The sequence below is a fragment of the Paracoccus sp. J56 genome (genome assembly GCF_019633685.1).
In the GTDB taxonomy this organism is placed as follows: domain Bacteria; phylum Pseudomonadota; class Alphaproteobacteria; order Rhodobacterales; family Rhodobacteraceae; genus Paracoccus; species Paracoccus kondratievae.
The window spans coordinates 13,636-32,635 of sequence record NZ_JAFL01000021.1 but is presented as its reverse complement, the minus strand read 5'-3'; the positions used below and the strand labels follow the sequence as shown (position 1 = coordinate 32,635).

Annotated in this window: 16 protein-coding genes; 2 read left to right on the top strand and 14 right to left on the bottom strand. The window is 63.3% G+C overall.

Features of this window, described 5'->3' with window-relative positions; genetic code table 11:
• Nucleotides 1-23: 23 nt before the first annotated feature.
• From M511_RS14495 to pedF, 11 genes are all read right to left on the bottom strand, one after another.
• Nucleotides 24-2,087 carry a TRAP transporter permease gene (locus M511_RS14495; RefSeq protein WP_010394409.1) on the bottom strand — a complete coding sequence of 688 codons (2,064 nt, stop codon included), beginning with the start codon at nucleotides 2,085-2,087 and terminating at the stop codon, nucleotides 24-26.
• 85 nt (nucleotides 2,088-2,172) lie between these two features.
• Nucleotides 2,173-3,177: a TAXI family TRAP transporter solute-binding subunit gene (locus M511_RS14490; RefSeq protein ID WP_010394413.1), complete on the bottom strand. Its 1,005-nt coding sequence runs from the start codon at nucleotides 3,175-3,177 to the stop codon at nucleotides 2,173-2,175.
• Between the two features lie 407 nt (nucleotides 3,178-3,584).
• A complete protein-coding gene (locus M511_RS14485) occupies nucleotides 3,585-5,789 on the bottom strand; it encodes a hybrid sensor histidine kinase/response regulator (protein ID WP_085502565.1) in 2,205 nt (734 codons plus the stop codon).
• Nucleotides 5,789-6,943 (bottom strand): FIST signal transduction protein, encoded by a 1,155-nt coding sequence (locus tag M511_RS14480; protein ID WP_085502564.1) that lies wholly within the window; start codon nucleotides 6,941-6,943, stop codon nucleotides 5,789-5,791. Before M511_RS14480 ends, M511_RS14485 begins: the two co-directional genes overlap by 1 nt.
• A 39-nt stretch (nucleotides 6,944-6,982) precedes the next feature.
• Nucleotides 6,983-7,705 (bottom strand): response regulator, encoded by a 723-nt coding sequence (locus M511_RS14475; protein ID WP_085502580.1) that lies wholly within the window; start codon nucleotides 7,703-7,705, stop codon nucleotides 6,983-6,985.
• A gap of 80 nt (nucleotides 7,706-7,785) precedes the next feature.
• Complete coding sequence (locus tag M511_RS14470) at nucleotides 7,786-8,190, bottom strand: hypothetical protein (protein WP_085502563.1); 405 nt, start codon at nucleotides 8,188-8,190, stop codon at nucleotides 7,786-7,788.
• Complete coding sequence (locus M511_RS19540) at nucleotides 8,172-8,792, bottom strand: pentapeptide repeat-containing protein (RefSeq protein WP_010394422.1); 621 nt, start codon at nucleotides 8,790-8,792, stop codon at nucleotides 8,172-8,174. The genes M511_RS14470 and M511_RS19540 overlap by 19 nt, the downstream gene beginning before the upstream one ends.
• Before the next feature lie 74 nt (nucleotides 8,793-8,866).
• Nucleotides 8,867-10,717 (bottom strand): PQQ-dependent methanol/ethanol family dehydrogenase, encoded by a 1,851-nt coding sequence (locus M511_RS14460; RefSeq protein ID WP_139824598.1) that lies wholly within the window; start codon nucleotides 10,715-10,717, stop codon nucleotides 8,867-8,869.
• A 63-nt stretch (nucleotides 10,718-10,780) separates the two neighbouring features.
• On the bottom strand, nucleotides 10,781-11,728 hold the full coding sequence (locus M511_RS14455) for a quinoprotein relay system zinc metallohydrolase 1 (RefSeq protein ID WP_010394426.1): 948 nt from the start codon (nucleotides 11,726-11,728) through the stop codon (nucleotides 10,781-10,783).
• Nucleotides 11,725-12,504 carry a quinoprotein dehydrogenase-associated SoxYZ-like carrier gene (locus M511_RS14450; protein WP_085502562.1) on the bottom strand — a complete coding sequence of 260 codons (780 nt, stop codon included), beginning with the start codon at nucleotides 12,502-12,504 and terminating at the stop codon, nucleotides 11,725-11,727. Before M511_RS14450 ends, M511_RS14455 begins: the two co-directional genes overlap by 4 nt.
• A 3-nt stretch (nucleotides 12,505-12,507) precedes the next feature.
• Entirely contained in the window at nucleotides 12,508-13,194 is a 687-nt protein-coding gene (gene pedF, locus M511_RS14445) for a cytochrome c-550 PedF (protein ID WP_217809614.1), read from the bottom strand.
• Between the two features lie 82 nt (nucleotides 13,195-13,276).
• Here pedF and M511_RS14440 point away from each other — a divergent pair, with 82 nt between their 5' ends.
• The gene (locus tag M511_RS14440) at nucleotides 13,277-13,876 is read left to right on the top strand and encodes a rhodanese-like domain-containing protein (protein WP_085502560.1); all 600 of its coding nucleotides are present in this window, start codon (nucleotides 13,277-13,279) and stop codon (nucleotides 13,874-13,876) included.
• Between the two features lie 695 nt (nucleotides 13,877-14,571).
• Here M511_RS14440 and M511_RS14435 read toward each other — a convergent pair.
• Together M511_RS14435 and M511_RS14430 are read right to left on the bottom strand one after the other, a co-directional pair.
• Entirely contained in the window at nucleotides 14,572-14,994 is a 423-nt protein-coding gene (locus M511_RS14435; protein ID WP_085502559.1) for a LamB/YcsF family protein, read from the bottom strand.
• Nucleotides 14,995-15,109: 115 nt separating this feature from the next.
• Nucleotides 15,110-17,188 carry a TonB-dependent receptor gene (locus M511_RS14430; protein WP_085502558.1) on the bottom strand — a complete coding sequence of 693 codons (2,079 nt, stop codon included), beginning with the start codon at nucleotides 17,186-17,188 and terminating at the stop codon, nucleotides 15,110-15,112.
• A gap of 198 nt (nucleotides 17,189-17,386) precedes the next feature.
• Here M511_RS14430 and M511_RS14425 point away from each other — a divergent pair, with 198 nt between their 5' ends.
• Nucleotides 17,387-18,184, top strand: a complete 798-nt coding sequence (locus M511_RS14425; RefSeq protein ID WP_010394441.1) for an IclR family transcriptional regulator — start codon at nucleotides 17,387-17,389, stop codon at nucleotides 18,182-18,184.
• On the opposite strand, the gene M511_RS14420 is transcribed toward M511_RS14425, so the two are convergent.
• Nucleotides 18,185-18,967 (bottom strand): ABC transporter ATP-binding protein, encoded by a 783-nt coding sequence (locus M511_RS14420; RefSeq protein ID WP_010394443.1) that lies wholly within the window; start codon nucleotides 18,965-18,967, stop codon nucleotides 18,185-18,187.
• Nucleotides 18,968-19,000 lie beyond the last annotated feature (33 nt).

The window sequence follows — 19,000 nt, the reverse complement described above, 5'->3', positions numbered from 1 at the left end:
AGGATCGCGGGGCCCGGCTTTTCTTATGCGGTCAGCAGAGTTGGACCCGATTTGCCGGCGAGATACTGTCGCAGCACCACTGCGGCAAGGATCGCCGCCCCGATCAGGGTCGAGATCAGCTCGGGCGCAATCATCATAAGCGCGGCGATGGGCAGAAGGATCCGCTCGAACAACAGCAGCGGGCCCATGAGCCAGTTGGTGATCGCTGCCGACAGCGCCACGATGCCCAGTACCGCGCCAGCAAAGGCCAGCAGAAAGTCGGGCAAGGTAAAGGCCTGTGTAACAATCAGCAGCGAGGGCGAGAAGACAAAGACGAAGGGCACAAGTGCCTTGCCCATCGACAGCCGGAAAGCCGTGTTCCCGGCCTTGAAGCCGTTGGCCCCCGCGATCCCGGCGCCCGCATAGGCGGCAAGCGCGACAGGTGGCGTCACATCCGCAAGCACACCGAAGTAGAAGACAAAGAAATGTGCAACCAGCGGCTCGACATTCATCATTCCCAGCACCGGCGCGGCGACAGCAACCATGATGATGTAGTTCGCTGTTGTCGGCACGCCGCAGCCCATCAGCACACAGACGATTGCGGTCATCACCAGGGTGAAAAGCAGCGTCAGCGTCTGGATGCTGAACAGCTCGAACGGCAGGAAGGTCAGAAAATCGTGAGACGAGGCCGCCCAGTTCTGTGCCACGCTCGTCACCATGAAGGCGATCTTGAAGCCGACTCCGGTCAGGGTGACGATCCCGATCACCACGCCGACCAGTGCGGCGGCGGCGGTGACGGCCAGCGATTGACGTGCACCGGCGACAAAGCCTTCATAGATGCCGGCGGCGGTTTCCTTGATGCCTTCGACCGCGCCTGCGGCCATGATCCGCTGGATCAGATAGACGATCATACAGGCAGTGATCGCCCAGAAGGCCGACAGAAAGGGCGTGCGACCCGACATCAGCATCCACACCAGCAGGATCAGCGGGAATACCGACAGCCAGCCTTCGCGCAGGACTTTCCAGGCTTTGGGCAGTTCCTCCTGGCGCAGGCCACGAATGCCCAGACGTTTGGCCTCAAGGTGGACCTGAACCAGCACGCCAAAGAAATGCATAAAGGCCGGGACGATCGCCGCGATCAGGATGGTGCGCAGCGGAATGCCCAGATATTCGACCATCAGGAAGGCCACTGCGCCCATGACCGGCGGTGTGATTTGCCCCCCGGTCGAGGATGCCGCCTCGACGGCCGCAGCGAAGTGGCGCTTGAAGCCGATTTTGATCATCGCCGGGATGGTCAGCGCGCCGGTCGTCACGGTATTGGCGATCGACGAACCCGAGATCGTCCCGAGCATGGCCGAAGAAATAACCGAGACCTTGGCCGGCCCGCCTGCAAACCGTCCGGCCAGTGCGGTCGCAAGGTCGATGAACAACTGTCCCAGCCCGATCTTTTGCGCCATCACCCCGAACAGGACGAAGTGGAACACATAGGTCGCGATGACGCCAAGCGCGGTGCCATAGATCCCTTGCGAGGTCAGGTAAAGGTGGTTGACGATGGTCGACCAGTCCGCCCCAGGATGGACCAGAATCCCCGGCATCGACTTGCCGAAATAAGCATAGGCGATGAACAGCGCCGCGATCACCGGCAAGGGCCAGCCCATCGAACGGCGGACTGCCTCCATCAACACGACAAGCAGCAGCGTGCCCATGGCGATGTCGATGGGCAGCGGGTTGCCGACACGGAACTGCAGCTGCGAATAGATCCACGGCACGTAAAAGGCGCTGATCGCGCCGCCGATGGCCAGTGCCCAGTCATAGACTGGCACGCCAAGGATGGCGAAACCGTCGGTCTTGTGGCGGTTGCGCGCCAGTGCCGAAAAGCTGAGGAAGATGATGAACAGCGACACGCCCATATGCAGCCCGCGATGGGTGGTCGCGCGCGGGATGCCAAAGCCGGCTGTATAGAAGTGGTAAACCGAAAGCAGGAACAGGATGATCCCTGACAGGATGGCGACCGGACGCGTCACTGTGCGGAAGCGCGCCTCGGGATCGTACTCTTCCTCAAGCGCGCGTAGCTCGTCGTCGGAAAGTGTGCGTGTGGTTTCGGTCATGCGGTGTTTCTGCCGTTCGGTTCAGGTCCAAAGGACGCGGACCGGGAACCGGTCGCGTCCTTGACGAGTTTCTGGCGGGGCAAGCTTACTGCAGCTTGCCAGCTTCCTTGTAGAAACGCTCGGCACCCGGGTGGAAGGGGATACCTGCGCCCTGGGTGGCGCTGTCCAGGGTGATCAGCTTGCCCTTGGCGTGGCCAGCGGCAAACAGTTTCTGGGTGTTTTCGTTGTAAAGCGCCTTGGTGATGCCATAGATCAGCTCTTCGGGCTGGTCGGCGTTGGTGACCAGCTGCGCCCCGACCGAAAGCGTGGTGACATCGGCCGCCTGGCCTTCATAAGTGCCGGCCGGCACCGTGTCGGTGGCAAAGAAGGTATAGGTGCTGAGCAGCTTTTCGACCTCGGGGCCGGTGATCGGAACCAGCGTCACCTCATGCTGGCTGGCCAGCTCGGCGATCGCGCCCGCCGGGTAGCCGCCAACAAAGAAGAAGGCATCCATCGCGCCGTCGCGCATCCGGTCAGCGGCCTGATCAGGCTTGAGGTATTCCGGCTTAACATCGGCCTCGGACAGGCCAAAGGCCTCCAGGATGATCTTGGCATCGACCAGCGTGCCCGAGCCGGGCTCGTCCAGCGAAACGCGCTTGCCCTTCAGGTCGGCGACCGAAGCGATACCCGCATCGGCACGCGCGACAAGGTGGATGCTTTCGGGATAGAGGTTGGCGATCAGGCGCAGCTTTTCGACGGCCGGCTGGCCTTCCCAAAGGCCGGTGCCGGTCTGGGCCCAGTAGGCGACGTCGGATTGGCTGAAGCCGGCCTCCATCGCGCCGCCGTTGATGGCGTTCACATTGCCCACCGATCCGTTCGAGGCCACGGCGGTTGCAACCAGACCCGGCACACCGCAGGAGCCGCCGTCTTCGCAGGCGCGTGAGCCGGGCGGGCTGGAGATCGCGTTCGCGATCAGGCCGCCGATCGGGTAATAGGTGCCGGCGGTGCCGCCCGTGCCGATACGGAAGAACGACATTTCCTGTGCCATAGCGGCCTGACCAAAGGAGGCTGCGGCGATGGCTACGGCCGCGAACAATGTCTTGAGCTTCATGTCGAGATCCCTGTTTTCCAGACTGTTCTGAACAAGCTAGTCCACAGTCACGTGAAGTGACAACCATTCATGCCGGGCAGATCGGAAATGGCGTGACGTTCCAACGGGTGGTTTTAGCGGGCGCGCGTGCTGACAGACCGTCGCGGCAGCAGGATTTTCAGTTGCAACCACCGCTGGTTAGCAGGGACGCCCGAGGTGGCCCGGGCACGACAACAAGACCTCGAAACCGGGCGGCTTGTTTGGGGCGCTGTTCGACGGGAAAGTGGTGGAATCTCCCATTGGTTGTCTTGACCGTGGGGTTTTATTTCGCAGAAGTGCTGATTCGAGGTTGATCCGGTCAGATCTCTGTCGAATGGCGGGAGTGGGGGAGGCAGCTGTCCTGCCGTCCTTAGCCCGGCCGACGCCGTTCACGAGGCGAGCGGTGCATCGTCGGCCTGAAAGACGAAGGCCTCAAGTGCCTCTGGGGCGATGGGTTTGAACAGGATCTGTAGCCCTGCCCGGCCTGCTGCGCGCCGGGTCTCGGGGCTGCGGTCTGCGGTAATGATCCGGGTCGGACGGCTGCCGAAACGGCGGTGTAGTGCCTGCGCCGTCTCAACACCGCTTGGGCCTTCGCCCAGTTGTTGATCCAGCAGATAGATGTCGGGGATGACGCCCATCTCTTCGATAAGCGTTAACGCCTCCGAGCCGCTGCTGGCTTCGACCACCTCGACGCCGCGCCGTTCGAGCAATTGGGTGATGGCGCTGCGCAGGTCCTCGTCATTTTCAACCAGCAGCACGATGCGGCCCATGCCGGTCTCGGGCAAGGGCGAGGGGGCCGAGGTCTGGCTGTCGATCGAAGGCAGGTCATGGGCCACCGGCAGTTCGACTGAAAACAGGGTGCCGCGTCCGGGCACCGAATGCAGCTCAAGCCGGTGATCCAGCAGCGCGCAGGCGCGTTCGACGATGGCAAGGCCCAGCCCCATGCCCTGTGCCGCCGACGCCGTGCCCTCGACGCGGTGGAATTCGCGAAAGATCGCCTGCTGATGTTCCGGGGCGATGCCGGGGCCGGTGTCGTGGACCTCGATCCGCAGATGGTCCCCCCGACGGCGCGCACCGACCAGCACCCGGCCCGAAACCGTATAGCGGATGGCATTGCCGATCAGGTTTTGCAGGATGCGCCGCAGATAGGTCGCGTCGCTTTGCACGGCCAGCCGGCATGACATGATGCGCAGCCGCAGCCCCTTTGCCGCAGCAAGCGGGGCAAATTCGTCGGTCAGCTGCGCCAGCAGCAGCTTCATCGACAGGGGCGCGATCTCGATCTCGGTGCCGCCGGATTCCAGCCGCGACAGGTCCAGAAGCGCGCTAAGAATCCCCTCGACGCTAAGCAGCGCGTTATGCGCCTTTTCCAAAGTGCCTCGCAGGGCGCTGTCTCCGGCATCGTCGCGGGCCGAGGCAACGAACAGTTTGGCAGCCGACAGCGGTTGCAGCAGGTCATGGCTTGCCGCCGCGACAAAGCGTACCCGGGCAGAATTGGCACGTTCGGCATTGGCAAGTGCTGCGGCCAGTTCCTCGGTCCGGGCGGTCACGCGGGCCTCTAGCGTGGCCTTGGCGCGCAACATCGAATGGATCGCCAGCCGTTCGCGCGTGACATCGGTAAAGGACATGACAAAGCCGCGTTCGGGCATCTCGCGGCCATGGACGTCCAGAATGACGCCCGAGGCATGCCACAGCTCAAACGACAGCGGTGGGCGGGGCGCGCGCATCCGTACCCAGTCACGCAGCTGCGAGGCCGAGAACCCCTCGTTAAAGCGGGCCTGATAAAGCGTCCGCACCGTCAGCCGCTCAAAGCTGAGCCCGCGATGCATCAGCGCCGCCGGGATCTCCAGCAGGTCCGCCAACCGCTGGTTCCAGCCGATCAGTGCCCCATAGGCGTCAAAGATGCCGACACCCTGATTGATGTGTTCCAGGGTCGCGCGGATCATCCGCGCCTGACTGTCCAGCAGCTTGCCATGCTCGATCCGCTCGGTACGGATGATGCGGGTCACATCGGTATGCAGGACCACCGTGCCCCCGTCAGAGGTGCGCTGTTCGCTGACCTGAATCCAGCGGTCTCCGGTCAGGCCAATGTTGAAGTGCTGTGATTGGCCGTGCAGTTGCAGCCGTTGGGCGATCCAGGCGTCGGGGGTGGTCCCTTCGGGCAGCAGGACCTGACGGGAACGACCAAGATGGCGAACATAGGTCGCAAAACTGATGCCCGGCGCCAGCGCCTGATGAACCTCGGTAAGGTCGGCGCAGAAACGGCTGTTGCAAAGGACCAGCCGATCCTCGGGATCGAAAAGGGCAAAGCCTTCCTCGATGGCCTCGATTGCCTGTGACAGGTCGCGGCGGGCGCGTTCGGCAGTCGCATTGGCGGCGTTCAGCCGTTCAAGCGTTGCCTCAAGGTCGCGGGTGCGCTGGCGGACGCGCTCTTCCAGAAGGGCGGCGCGGCGGAATTCTTCGAAGGCCGCGCTGTTTTCGTCCCGGCGCTCTTCGGAATGGCGCATCAGCGCCTCGGCGATGATCAGCAGCTTTTCGAGGTTGTGCCCGGCCTCATCGTCGCGGTCGATCAGCCAGTCAGAGATGCGTCCTGCCATCAGTCCACCCCTGTAAGCCGGGTCCCGGGCGGATAGATCGCGCAGCCGGTCAGGGTGTGGTTGACGTGCAGCGGGCCAAATTGCTCACCATAGGTGGAAAAGCCCCAGACGCGATGACGGCGCAGCACATCCGATACGGCAGCGCCGCGCTGTTTGTGTTCAGCCTCGATCCGGCGCAGCACGCAGTCAAAGCCAAGGACCGCCACCGGCGGCACCGGCGCGGCAAGCTGCGACAATTTCCGGTCAAGATGCGTGGGCAGGTCATCGGGTTCGGTCAGCGCCAGCACCACGCCCGCCGCAATGGCTGAAAAGAACAGCAGATCGCCCGAGGGCAGCACCCGTTGCACCGCCCGCACATGGTAGCGGCCCCCGACCCGCACGGCGAGCGGATGCGAAGCAAAGGTCAGGTAGTCGATTAGCTCAGGATCCTTGCCAAGAATGCGGGCATATTCCTGCGCTGCCGGTTCGGCGTTGATGCGCTGCACGATGCGGGCGGCAGGATCGGCCTGTGTGACCACCATGCGTCTTTCGGTGGGGTTCAGGTGGTCCATGTTCAGCGCGCGGACCGGGCATAGTCCGCGCAGCACCGACAGGACCGCCGCATTACGCAGCGCCCGGCCGCGATGAATGACCAGCGTTTCCTGAAAGCGCAGCCCGTCGCCTGCCGATCCGCCGATCAGCGGCACACTGCCCGAGCCTGCCGCCAGCGCCGAGGCAAGATCGTCCTCGCGCAGCGACAGCCCATCGACAAGCAGCACCGCGAATTCATGGGGCAGATGCGCATGGCTGTTGGCAAGGTCATGGCGCAGCTGCAAGAAAGCCGCCGCAGCCGCGCTGCGCGACAGGTGGTCCAGATCAGTCAGCTCAAGCACTTCGGCCGCGAAAAGATCGGCAGGAAACCCCAGCGCCAGCACCGCGCCTTCGTCATAGCCAGCCTCAGAGATTTCGCCCGCGGTGGTGCAGCCGACGACATGGGTGGCAGGCAGTTGAGCGGCTGTCTCGGCGGCGATACGCGCGATATCGGCCTGGGGTGAGATAAACAGCATGACCAGCGCAAATGGCCCCGGCCCAAGAGCCCGCGCCAGTCGCCCGGTCACATCGGTATCCCGGGCCGGCGCACTGGCGCGCGCGATGCAATCCTGCGCTGCGCCCACCCCGGCCTCCCTTCCGTTCCTGCACCTGCGAGATTGAACTTAACGGTTCAGTTCTTCGCTGTCATTGCCGGTGATCTCTGATCCTGTGGTCATGGCGTTGAAGCTGATGTCTTGCGCAAACAGCACCGCCTGAGTGCGGGTCTGCACGCGCAGTTTGCGCATGATTGCGGTGACATGCGCCTTGACCGTGGTTTCGGCGATCGACAGTTCATGCGCGATCTGCTTGTTCAAAAGCCCCGCGCTGATCAGTTGCAGGATGCGGGCCTGCTGGCGGGTCAGTGAGGCAAGCCGGGCCAGCGCCTCTTCTTCCAGGCTGGGGGTGGCATTGTCGAGCGCAAGGCGGCTTGTATGCACTTCGCCCCTGGCAATGGCATCAAAAGCCTCGCGGAATGCCTCGCGCGGGGCGTGTTTGGGCACATAGGCGCTGACGCCAGCCAGTAGCGCGCCGCGCACCACCCGCCGCTCGTCCATGGACGAAACCACGATGATGGGGCGGTCCGCCGCCGCCTGCCGCATGCGCACGACGCCTTCGAGCCCGTTCACATCGGGCAGGTGCAGGTCCAGAACGATCACATCGGGCACGGGCTCGCAGGTCATACGATCCAGCGCCTCGGCAAGGCTGCCCACAGCCTCGACCCGGGCAATGCCGACCGGGCCGGTCAGCGTCATCGACAGCGCGTCGCAAAACAGCGGGTGGTCGTCCACGATCAGCGCAGTGTTCAGCGGCCGGGGTGTCGGCGGGCAGGGCTGGGCTTGTTGCATGGTTCCGCTCATATAGCTGCCGTGACTGGCAGGTCGGTCGTGTCTGTTTCGGGCGGCGTGCCCGCGAGGTATGGCGACTGTCATCCCGGTTCCTCCAGTCGGATCAGCCAACCGCCCGAGGCGTTGACCTGGATGCCATAGCGCCCCGGCCGTTCGATCAGGAACGAGCCCGAACCGGTCCCGGCCTGATGCAGATTCTGGATCACCGCGCCCGATGCGTCCAGCAGATAGACCACCATGATTGCATCCATGCTTTCAAAGACCAGCCGCGTCGGCTTGCTGAGGTCGAACAGCGGCAAAATGCGATTGCCCGCGCCGCGATGTTCCACGACCGGCTTTCGCGCGGCCAGCCGGTCATAGCAGGCAAGTCGCTGGGCGTCGTCCCTTTCGCCCCGGCAGGCATCAAGCGCGGCTGCAGGGTCAAAGCCCAGGGCGGGTGCCGCGGCCAAAGCCGCTGACACCAGGATCACCAGTCCACGGGGCATCCCGTGCAGTTCTCCATATGCACCCCCTCCCAGATCGCATAGGGGGCGTGGTTCCCCTGCATCACCGCATTGGCAAAATCGGCATTGTAGAACTTGGTCTCCATCAGGTTCGCGCCGATGAGCTGTGCGCCGACGAATTTCGATTTTGGGGCCATGGCGGCCTCCAGCGTCGCGGCGGTCAGGTTCGCGCCTGAAAGGTCGGCGCCCGAAAGCCGGGTATAGTCCAGATTGGCCCCGGTCAGGTCGGCATCGCGCAGGATTACGCCCTGCAGCTGTCCCATCTGCAGGTTTGCCCCACGCAGGTCGGCGCCGGTCAGGTCCGCGCCTTTCAGCTCGGCCCCGAAAAGGTTTGCGCGCATCAGATTGGCGCCCCTCAGGTCGATGCCGTTAAGCTTGAGCCCGCGCAGATCGGCATGGCTCAGGTCAACGCGGGGGCAGGCTGCGCCGGGGCCGATTTCGCAGCCATTGATGACCAGCGATCCTTCGCGCGGGGCTGGCTCATCGACGATGACCGGCCATGTGCCGCCGGTCTGTCCGGAATTGGCCACATGCACGCCCGAGGCAAGGGCCAGTGCGGCAAGGATTGGCAGGCTTCTGAGCATCTTGGTTCCCTTGGGTCTGGGGGTGAAGGTCCGGGCGGGACAAGGCCCGCCCGTCCGTCTGTTTCAGCCCGGCGCTACTTGGTTGCGGTCATCAGGTCGTCCGGGATCTCGAACACCCAGAACGAGCCGCCCTGGCTGACCTGAGTGGTCAGCGTAGCCATGTCGCCGCCCCACAGCGGCACCGCGCCGCCATAACCCGAGGCGATGCCCAGATATTGCTTGCCGTCCATTTCCCAGGTGATCGGGGACGAGACGATGCCCGAGCCGGTATTGAACTTCCACAGCTCTTCGCCGGTCTCAGAGTGGAAGGCTTTCACAAAACCGTCCGAGGTGCCGGTAAAGACCAGATCGCCTGCTGTGGCCAGCGTGCCGGCCCAAAGCGGGAATTCCTCTTTATGCTCCCACTTCTTTTCGCCGGTGGCCGGGTCAAAGGCGCGCAGCGTGCCGATATGGTCTTCGTAAAGCCGCTTGATGCGAAAGCCCTGACCCAGATAGGCGGCACCGGCCTGATAGGTGACGTTCTCGGTCCAGTAATCCTCGGTCCAGTGGTTGGCCGGGACGTAGAACAGGCCGGTCTTGGGGCTGTAAGACATCGGGTTCCAGTTCTTGCCGCCAAGGAAGGGAGGCGAGACCTCGATGCTTGCGCCCTTGGTTTCACCCTCGGCGGGCAGGGGCGGGCGCTGGCCCTCGACCTCGATCGGGCGGCCGGTCTCAAGGTCGATGCCCTTGGCCCAGGTGATGCCGTCGACAAAGGGGAAGGCGTTCAGCAGCGCCGTCGGCCGGTTGATCTCGCCGCCCCGTTTGGACAGGGCGTCGATGTCGGTGACATAGAAGAAGCCGTTGCGGTCGGCATGGGCCCCGGCGCGATGGACGTTGCCATCCTTGTCCTTGTAGTCGAACAGGATGATCTCGTTGTTGCCCGAGAAATCCCAGGCGTCATTCGGGGTGTGCTGGTAAAAGCCGACCAGCTCGCCGTTCGTCGGATCGACGTAAGCCTGTCCCGAGGTATAGAGACTGTCGCCCGGCGTGCGCGCCCAGGTGTTCCACGGCGCGGGGTTGCCGGCACCGACGATGATGGTGTTCGTTTCGGGATCATAGCTTGCCGATTGCCAGGGCGCACCGCCGCCGTGGCTCCATGCTTCGACCTTGCTTCCGTCGGGATTGTTGGGCCAGCTTGGCGCGGCAGGATCGCCGGTGACCGTGCCTTCGGCCCCGGCCAGCGTACCCTTGTGCCCTTCGACAAAGGGCCGCATCCAGATTTCCTCGCCCGTGTCGACATCGCGGGCATAAAGCTTGCCCACCACGCCGAATTCGTCGCCCGAGCTGCCATGGATCAGCATGACGCGCCCGGTCTCTTTATCCTTCACGATGGTCGGAGCGCCGGTCATCGTATAGCCGATCTTGTGGTCCTCGAACTTCTGACGCCAGACCACTTTCCCGGTGTCCTTGTTCAGCGCGTAGATGCTGGCGTCCAGCGTGCCAAAGAACACCTTGTCGCCATAGATCGCCGCGCCGCGGTTGATCACGTCGCAGCAGGGGCGGATATCTTCGGGCAGGCGGGCCTCGAATTTCCACAGCCGTTTGCCGGTCCTGGCGTCCAGCGCCCACATCCGGGAATATGAGCCGGTGACATAGATCACCCCGTCATGGACCAGCGCCTGAGTTTCCTGCCCGCGCTGCTTTTCATCCCCAAAGGAAAAAGACCATGCCGGGCGCAGGTGCTTGACCGTTTCGGTGCTGATCTGGTCAAGCGACGAAAAACGCTGCGCCTTGACCCCCATCCCGTACATCAGGACGTCATCGGTGGTTTCGGCATCGTTCAGGATGTCCTCCCACGTGACGGGGCTGGTTTCGGCCAGCGCCAGCGCCACTGTGCAGGTCAGGGCCAGGACGCTGGCCGAGGTCAGTTTCAAAAAGCGATTCATGCAGTCTCCTCCTATACATGAACGACGGGGTTGCCCGCGTCGGGTGCCTTGTCCGTCCAAGCTTCAGGCGCTGCCGATGACCGGCAGAGCCCCGGTTTCAAGGTCGCCAAAGCGACGCACGACCGAGCGCAGGTATTCTTCGGGATTGGCTCCCAGCCCGGCGAATTCGGGGGCAGGGCCGGCAGCCATCGTTTCAACCGGCGTCAGGCCCAGTTCGGCAGCCATCCGCAGTCGTTCGCGCGTGACCTGTAAATAGGCGCGGGTCTGCGTGATCCCTTCGCCTGTGCGGTGATAGCTGCCATGACCTGGCACCACCCCGGCGCTGCCCAGCCCCTCAAGCTGATCCAGCGACGCAAGCCAGGTCGCGAAATCCGCGTCAGGCAGGCTTGGTGCCCGGTCGAGAAACACCAGATCCCCGGCAATCAGCACACCGGTCGCCTCATCAAGGATGGCAAGGTCGGCCGAGGTGTGACCGGCAAGCGGGATCATCCGCAGCGCCCGCCCCCCGATCTGGCTTGTGCCAGGGTCGATATTGCCGGTCGCTGGCGTCGTGCGCGTGCCGGAAATCCAACTGCCAAGGATCGAATACAGCGTCTCGGCATAATCCTGGGCGTATTCGCGGCAGGTCGCGGCGGTCTCTGCCAGTGCCAGCAACGGGCGGTCGGCCAGGGCCGCGTTGCCGAACCAATGGTCAGGGTGGTGATGGGTGTTGATCGTCGCCGCCAGTCCGCCCAGCCGCTGTTCGGCAAAGGCGCGGATCTCGGTCCCCATGGCGACGGTCGAGCCGCTGTCGACGATGATCGCACCCTGATCCGTCGCGAGCAGCGCGATATTGACGATATCGCCGCCGTTTTCGCGGCTGAAGACCTCGCGCCGGCCCTCGATCATCCAGATGCCGTCCGCGACCTCAAAGGGTTGCAGGCCGTAGCTGCGCGGCTGGGCAAAGGCGCGTCGCTGCAGGACAAGCGCAGCGGATCCAGCCAGAAGGGCACGTCGGGACAACGCTGTCATGGCGTGGCCTCCACCTTGCCTTCGAAGGTGTATCCCAGATTGTCGCGGGCATGGATAATGACCGGTCCGCGCGCCAGATCGGGGGGCAACAGAAAGGTCAGCGCCGGATTTTCCTCTAACGGCTCATGCAGCTCAAGCGTGGCGATTTCCGCCCCCGAGGCATCAAGCAGCGCAAGCTCGGTCAGGTGATGGGCCGGAATGCCGTCGGCAAGGCCGGTGTCCTGCGGGTGGCGCAGCCGCATCCGCAGACGCCCGGTTTCAGGCCAGAGCCGGGCGCGCAATTCGCCAAACCCTTCTTGCCAGTCGGGGCGTTGATGCGCGGCGGCGGGGGCGCTGCAGCCGCCGCCAAGCGCGCTGACATAGGCCGCACCAACCAGCCATTCACCGGCCCCGGTCTCGGCCGAGGCGCGCAGGGCCCCACCGACCTCGTATTTCACGCCAAAGCCCAACAAGGGCAGGGCGCGCCCGGGGTGAAAGACGATGGCCTTGGGAAAGGGGCTGTAGTCGATGGTGACGACGATGCGCCGGATTGGCCGGGTGACGGCGGTTGCGTCGATCAGAAAGGGGACATGGCTGGAATCCTCGGCCGCGCCCGGCGCAAGGACGGTGACGGCCGGGTCATTGCGCCAGACCGCCGGATCGCCCAGAAATTCCTGCCTGTGTGACGGCCACATGCCGCTGTCGAACGCGTCGCCCCCCACGGCCGCCGGTCCGGTTTTGCCGGTCAGCAGGGGCGGAGAGGCCGCGCCGGGCAGGATGTCCGTCAACAGCGCCATGCCCTATTTCCTCAGAACGCTCTGGATCAGCTCGGCGGCGGCAGGTGCGTGCGAAGCCCCGCTGCGCAGGATATGTGCCGCCTGATCCAGCACGGTCACAGTGCGCGGCGCGCCCGAGAGTGCCTCAAAGCCGCTGCCGGCGGTCTCCAACTCCTGGGCAAGCGCGGCGATCTGATCCTCGCCCGCATCCGGGGGCAGTGCTTTGACCTTGTCGTAAAGCGCAGCGATCTCGGTGCTTTTCCCGGCTATCGCATCGGCATCGGGGCGGGTCTCGATATAGGTACGGATCGCCCAGATCGCTTGCTGGTTCAGGATGCCTTCGAAAGGCGGCATCTTGACCGCGCCATTCTGTTCATAGCCGTGCAGGATGCGGTCCAAAAACCACTCATCACCATATTCACTGGCCTCAAGAAAGCGCAGGTCCGGCGCAAGCCCGCCCGAAATCGCCTCCAGCCCGTGGCAGCGGGCGCAGTTGCTGTTAAATCCTTTGGCACCGATTTCTACTGCCTTGAACAGGACCTCTCCTTCGGCTTCGCGCCAAGGGTTTTGGGTCGCCATCTCGGCCGGCAATTCGGGCAGACCAGTGGTGTCGACTGCCTGCGGGGCGGTGTCACCATGGCCTAGCGCCATCGGCGCCCAGAATGCGAGTGATAGGGCAAGAGGAAATATCTTGCTTATCCTGCTGGTCATGTTCCAAAGTCCTTCGCGCATATCCGGTGTGTGCTCTGTCCTGGTCAAATTTCCTTGAGATCGAGAGAGGGTAAATTGTGCCATGGTCGTATTGCACATGCCGCGCAGGGGCCGGACCCTGCCGTTTCGCCCCAGAATCGGGGCATTTCTCCTGCTTCTGGCGGGGCTTTTTCCTTTGGCCGCTTTGGCTGAGCCAAAGGCGCTGTTCGGTAGTGACGGCTACCGGATCGACAGTTATCGCGCCCCCGTGCCTGATACAGCGCCCGGTGCGCGGACGCTGGATATTGCCGAGGTTCAGGCGCTGGTCGCCAGGGGCTGGACGCCCGTCGATGTCATGGGTGCGCGCATCTTTGAGATCGGCGATGACGGAGAATGGATCATGCCCGAGCGGCATCTTTCGCTGCCCGGTGCGCACTGGCTTCCGGTGGTCGGATGGGGCCAGCTGGAGCCATGGCAGAGCGATTATCTGGACGCGAGCCTGCAGCGCATTACGGGCGGCAATCGCGAAGCGGGGCTGATCCTGTTCTGCAAGCTGGATTGCTGGCTCAGCTGGAATGCGACCAAACGGATTGCGGCGCTGGGCTATACCAATCTGGGCTGGTTTTCGGGCGGGGTGGATGCCTGGGCGGATGCCGGGCTGCCACTTGTCGAAACGCGGCCCGAACCATATCGGCGCGAATAACGTCAGGTTGGAGTTGCCCGGGCGCTGGATATGGGTTTGCCCCAGCCATCCTGATGCTGTGCAGCAGTCGGGTCAGGGTCAGTAAAGTCTCGGCAAACCAGATTGTCCGGCCAGCAGTTTTGACGCTGGAGCTTGTTTATCTCTGGTCGCCGGTAACGCGGGCCGGCCCCGTACTCGCCACTGTCTACAACGGTGCAATAACGTCCTGTCGGGCGCTGGGTTTCCGTCTTCACGGCGGGTTTACCGCTTGTGAAACAGAGGTGGGCTTTGGCTTATTTCCCAAGGGGTTTTCCCAAGGGGCGGATAAATGTGCAAATAAATGATATTAATTACATATTCTGGCATCAGATATCTGGAAGTAACGGGCTACAGGTGGGTCCGTGTGACAGCCAGTACTGTGATCAGCTGAGCAGTCAGAGCTGCAACAGGGGATCTCATGGCCAGAATCGAAAAAGGGGCTGTCCAAAGTCAGCGACGGCGCCGCTTCCTTACGTCACCTCGGCGCCGTCTGGAGGCATTATCGACACAGAGATCTTGCTTCGGCCGGAGGAATCTTTTCGGCATGGGCAAAGATATCGGGCTCGACCCGCTCGGGGCTGATCCAGATCACCCGCACGCGGCGGCGCCCGAAGTGCCTGTCAGCAATGCTGTCTTGTAGTCCGAAAATGCCATTGTCGTCTTTCTTTCATTGGGGTTCAGGGGCCCGGAATGTGGCGGGTCAGGGGCGCAATGGTCACATCGCCCGTGGTGATGCCTTCACGCAGGCGCCGGGCCAGTCCGACCGCGCCCGATGTGTCCGGGTGGATCAGAATCGACTGCTCTGGCATCGGGATGACGGTACCCCGGACCATTTCGACCTGGCCGTCGCGAATGACGCGCATGACACGGGCCACTACCTGCGCGAGGTCGTGGATCGCCGCCTCCGGCTGGCTGCACGGGGCAAGCTGGCCATTTTCAAGATATCCCCGATCAGCCAGAAACAGCCGGATCACATTGCCGCTGCGTGCCAGCGCGGCCTTTTCCAGCGCACTGCCGGGCAGGACAAGGAATGAGATTTCGGGGTCAGATCCATTGTTGCCCGCGTCGAGGTCTCTGCGACGGCAGGGTTGCCAAGCCATGTGGGCGAGACACGGACATGCCGATGCAAAGTCTTGGCCGGCGCATTATTCCTCCCGCCTGGTCAAAGAAAGCCGGCGCCACGACGGCGCCGGCCCGGCTCTGTCACGCGGTCGCCTAGAAGGTGCCGCGAATGCCGATACCGACCATGCGGGGCGAGGTCATGCTGGCCTGAGTAAAAACCGTATTGCCACGTGCCGCTTCGAGCAAGGTGGGTGTGCGTTCGTCAAAGAGGTTGTTGACATAGCCGTAAAGCTCGACCTTGTCGTTGATCCGCCAGCTCGCGTTCAGATCGACAAGGGTATAGCCATCAACCTCGAATGCCGGAGTATTGGCGGTGTTCGAGTAATAGCCGTCGACATAGCGTAGCTGTCCGCCAAGGTTCAGCCGGTCGGTCGCGTCCCAGCTTGCGCCGAGGGTCAGCATCCTGCCGGGCGCACGGGCGAATTCATTACCCTCATAGGCGGGAATCTGATCGAAACGCTCAAACTCGGTATGCAGCAAGCCAAGGCTGCCGCGCAGGGTCAGCGCATCGGTTGCGCGCCAGTCGGCACCCAGTTCCAGCCCATAGGCGCGGGCGTCCTGTGCGTTGACCGTTTGCAGATAGGTCACGCCATCGACCAGATGGGCGATGTTGTGCTGGGCGTTGCTGTAATCCATGTAGAAGAGGTTGCCGGTCAGCATCAGCCGCCCCTCCATCAACTCGGCGCGGGTAAAGAGCTCATAGTTCCAGACGGTCTCGGCGTCGAATTTGGTCCATTCTTTCGAATAGCCAAAGTCCAGCGATACGCCGCCGGGGTTGTAGCCCTTGCTGATCAGCGCGCCGACGTTCCAGTCTGGTGTGACCTCATAGGTCAGCGACAGCTTGGGCAGGAAAACGTCGAAAGTTTCATCGTAATCTACGTCGCTTTTGGCAAATAGCGGCGAGACGTCGCCCTGACGGCGGATATGGTCGCGCTGGTAGCGCAGCCCCGCCGACAGCGTCCAGCGTTCGTCCAGCCGCCAGTTCAGTTCACCATAAAGGCCAAGGTTGGATTTCTTGTCGCGGAAGGTCGAGATGCCCCCTTGGTTCAGCCACTCGTCCTGATCGGTGAAAGCGACATAGACACCTGCGACGCCGCTGACCTTATCTTCGGGCATACCGAAGGTCAGCTTGCTTTCGTTTGAGTAATTGTCCTGTGAGACATTGGCATCCCCCATGGTCGGGGTGCCGACGCGGCGTTCGACATCCGAGGTCGAATATTGCGTCTTGCTGCTGACGCTGATCCCGTTGCCCAGGTCGTAATCGACATCAAGGATTGCCGTGTCAGTGGTCTGATCCCAGCCTGGCATCCAGGTGGTGATGGATTGCAGCTTGTCATAGGGCTCGGCCGCGCCCTCGGCGCTGGGGCGCTTCATCCGGCTGTGACTGTAGGTCAGCCTGGCCGACAGGCCCGGCAGGCCGGCCGGTTGCCACAGCAGCTTTAACCGCGCATTCGCGTTCAGGAAGTCCTGCCCGATGTCGTTTTGGATGAAGTTCGAGCCGACATAGTCGATGAAAGTGTCGCGTGCCGAATAATCCAGCGAGATACGGGCGGCCAACTCTTCGCTCAGCGGACCTGACCACATGAACGAGGCCGCACGTTGATTGTAGTCGCCGCCCTCCAGCCGATAGGCGCCCTCGGGGGTAAAGCTTGGGTTCTTGGTGTTGACGATGATCGCCCCGGCGATGGCATTGGCGCCTTGCGAGGTGGTCTGCGGCCCCCGGAACACCTCGACACTATCCACATCCCAGGTCGAGGTCGCGCCAAAATACAGTTCATTATAGCTTAGGTAATGGCCGTCCAGGTTGATCGTCGCCCGCGGCACCGATCCGGCAAAGAATGCATTTGCCCCGGTATGCGGTCCCTGCGCGTCCTGTCCGCGAATGACCGGCGTGCTGACATTGTCGGTATAGATCACGTTGGGTGTGCCGGCGATCACACTTCGAATCTCGGTCTTGCCGGCCTTTTCCTTTTCGATCTCACCCGAGGTCACCACCGAGACTGAGCTTGCGGTCTCTTTCAGGTCGCGAGTGATGTTGTCGCCGGTGATGACGATGGTGTCGAGCGTGATGGTGTCGGAAGGCGCCTCCTGCGCGCAAAGGGGTGCTGCGGCAATAAGCGTGACCAGACTGACTGTTTGCGTCAGCTGGCGGTGGCGATATCTGTGGGACATTGGTTCCTCGGCTGGTCGCGTTGTGCTGGCTGGCGCGGGGAACTCGCTGGCATTTCCTGTTCCACATTGCGCAATGCGTTCTGCATGTCAATCGGCCATATGCCGGGCACTTTGCTAATGGCTGCTCGGCGCGCTAGTGTTGCGCGGCTGTCACGTGCCTGTCATGGGTACCAGCCGCGAGCACAGGAGAAACATCCGATGGTGGAGTTCGAGCCTTTCCTTGATAAGGATGCGAAGCTCTCGCGGCAGAAACGGTCGGGGACGATCCAGTCGATCTCGGTTGCGATGCGGTTTCTCAACATTCTTGCCGGGGCCGAACGGTCGCTTGCCCTGACCGAGATCGCCCAGCTGTCGCGCACCAGCCGTTCGACCGCGCATCGTTATATGCAAAGCCTCGTCAAAGAAGGGCTGGCGGTGCAGGATCCGGTCTCCAGCCGCTATGACCTTGGCCCGGCCTCGCTAAGTCTTGGCGTTGCCGCGTTGCGCCGTATCGACGCGGTCGAGATCGCGGGCTCGCAGATGAAACAACTGACCGAGAACCATGGGCTTAGCGCCGGGGTCTGCATCTGGACCGAGCGCGGCCCGACCATCGTGCGCTGGTTTCGCAGCGCCCATTTCGCGATTACCGCGATCAGCCTTGGCGATGTGCTGCCGGTCGATAACACCGCCTGCGGGCTGGTATTCCAGGCCTTTCTGCCCCGCGCGCAGATCGAGGCGGCGCGGCGCTTGCAGCCTGTGAGTTTCCGCGGCACTCCGCCCGGCAAGGCGGTGATCAACCGTATCCGCAGCGAGGGCTGGGCCGAGCTGACGAGCCATCTTTTGTCCAATGTGACCGGGCAGGCGGCCCCGATCCTTGATGCACAGGGGGAGCTGATCTGCGTCGTCACCACGGCGGGCAATCTGGGTAAGCTTGATTCGCCCCATGCCAGTGTGGCGCTGCGTGATGCAGCGCGGCTTATCAACCGCGCCACCGGTGGGCAAAGCGCCTTTGACTGATCAGTCGCGCGGGCGCGGAATGACCATTGGCCGCCCGGTCAGCGGATCGGCCTGAACCAGCGCGGCAAGGCCAAAGACCTGCTCGATCATCGCCTCGGAGACGATGTTTTCGGGCGCGCCCTCGGCCACCACCGCGCCATCCTTCATCGCCACCAGATGCGAGGCATAGCGAAAGGCCAGGTTCAGCTCGTGCAGCACCGCGACCACGGTGCGGCCCTGCGTGTTCAGCCGGGCCAGAAGGTCCAGCAACTCGACCTGATGTACGATGTCCAGATAGGTTGTCGGTTCGTCCAGCAGCAAAATCCCGGTCTCTTGTGCCAGCACCATGGCGATCCAGACCCGCTGGCGCTGACCCCCCGAAAGTTCGGCCACCGGGCGCGCGGCGAGCGATAGTGTGCCGGTCATGTCCAGTGCGGCGCGAACGGCGGTTTCGTCCCCCGGCGACCATTGCTGCAAAAAGCCCTGATGCGGGAAACGCCCGCGCGCGACCAGTTCGGCCACTGTCAGCCCATCGGGTGCGGTCGGTGACTGGGGCAAAAGGCCCAATCGCCGCGCCACTTCGCGCGTCGGCAGGCTGAGAATCGCCTTGCCGTCCAGAACCACCTGCCCGGCATCCGGGGTCAGCAGCCGGGCCAGCGCGCGCAGCAGTGTCGACTTGCCGCAGGCATTCGGGCCGACGATGGCGGTGAATGATCCGTCCGGGATCGCCAGCGACAGATTTTCCGACACCGGCTGCGCCTGATAGCGCAGCGTGACCGCATCGGCGTGCAGGCGGTAGGACATTCCCGCGTCTCCGTTGGGGGTGTTTCTTTGCGG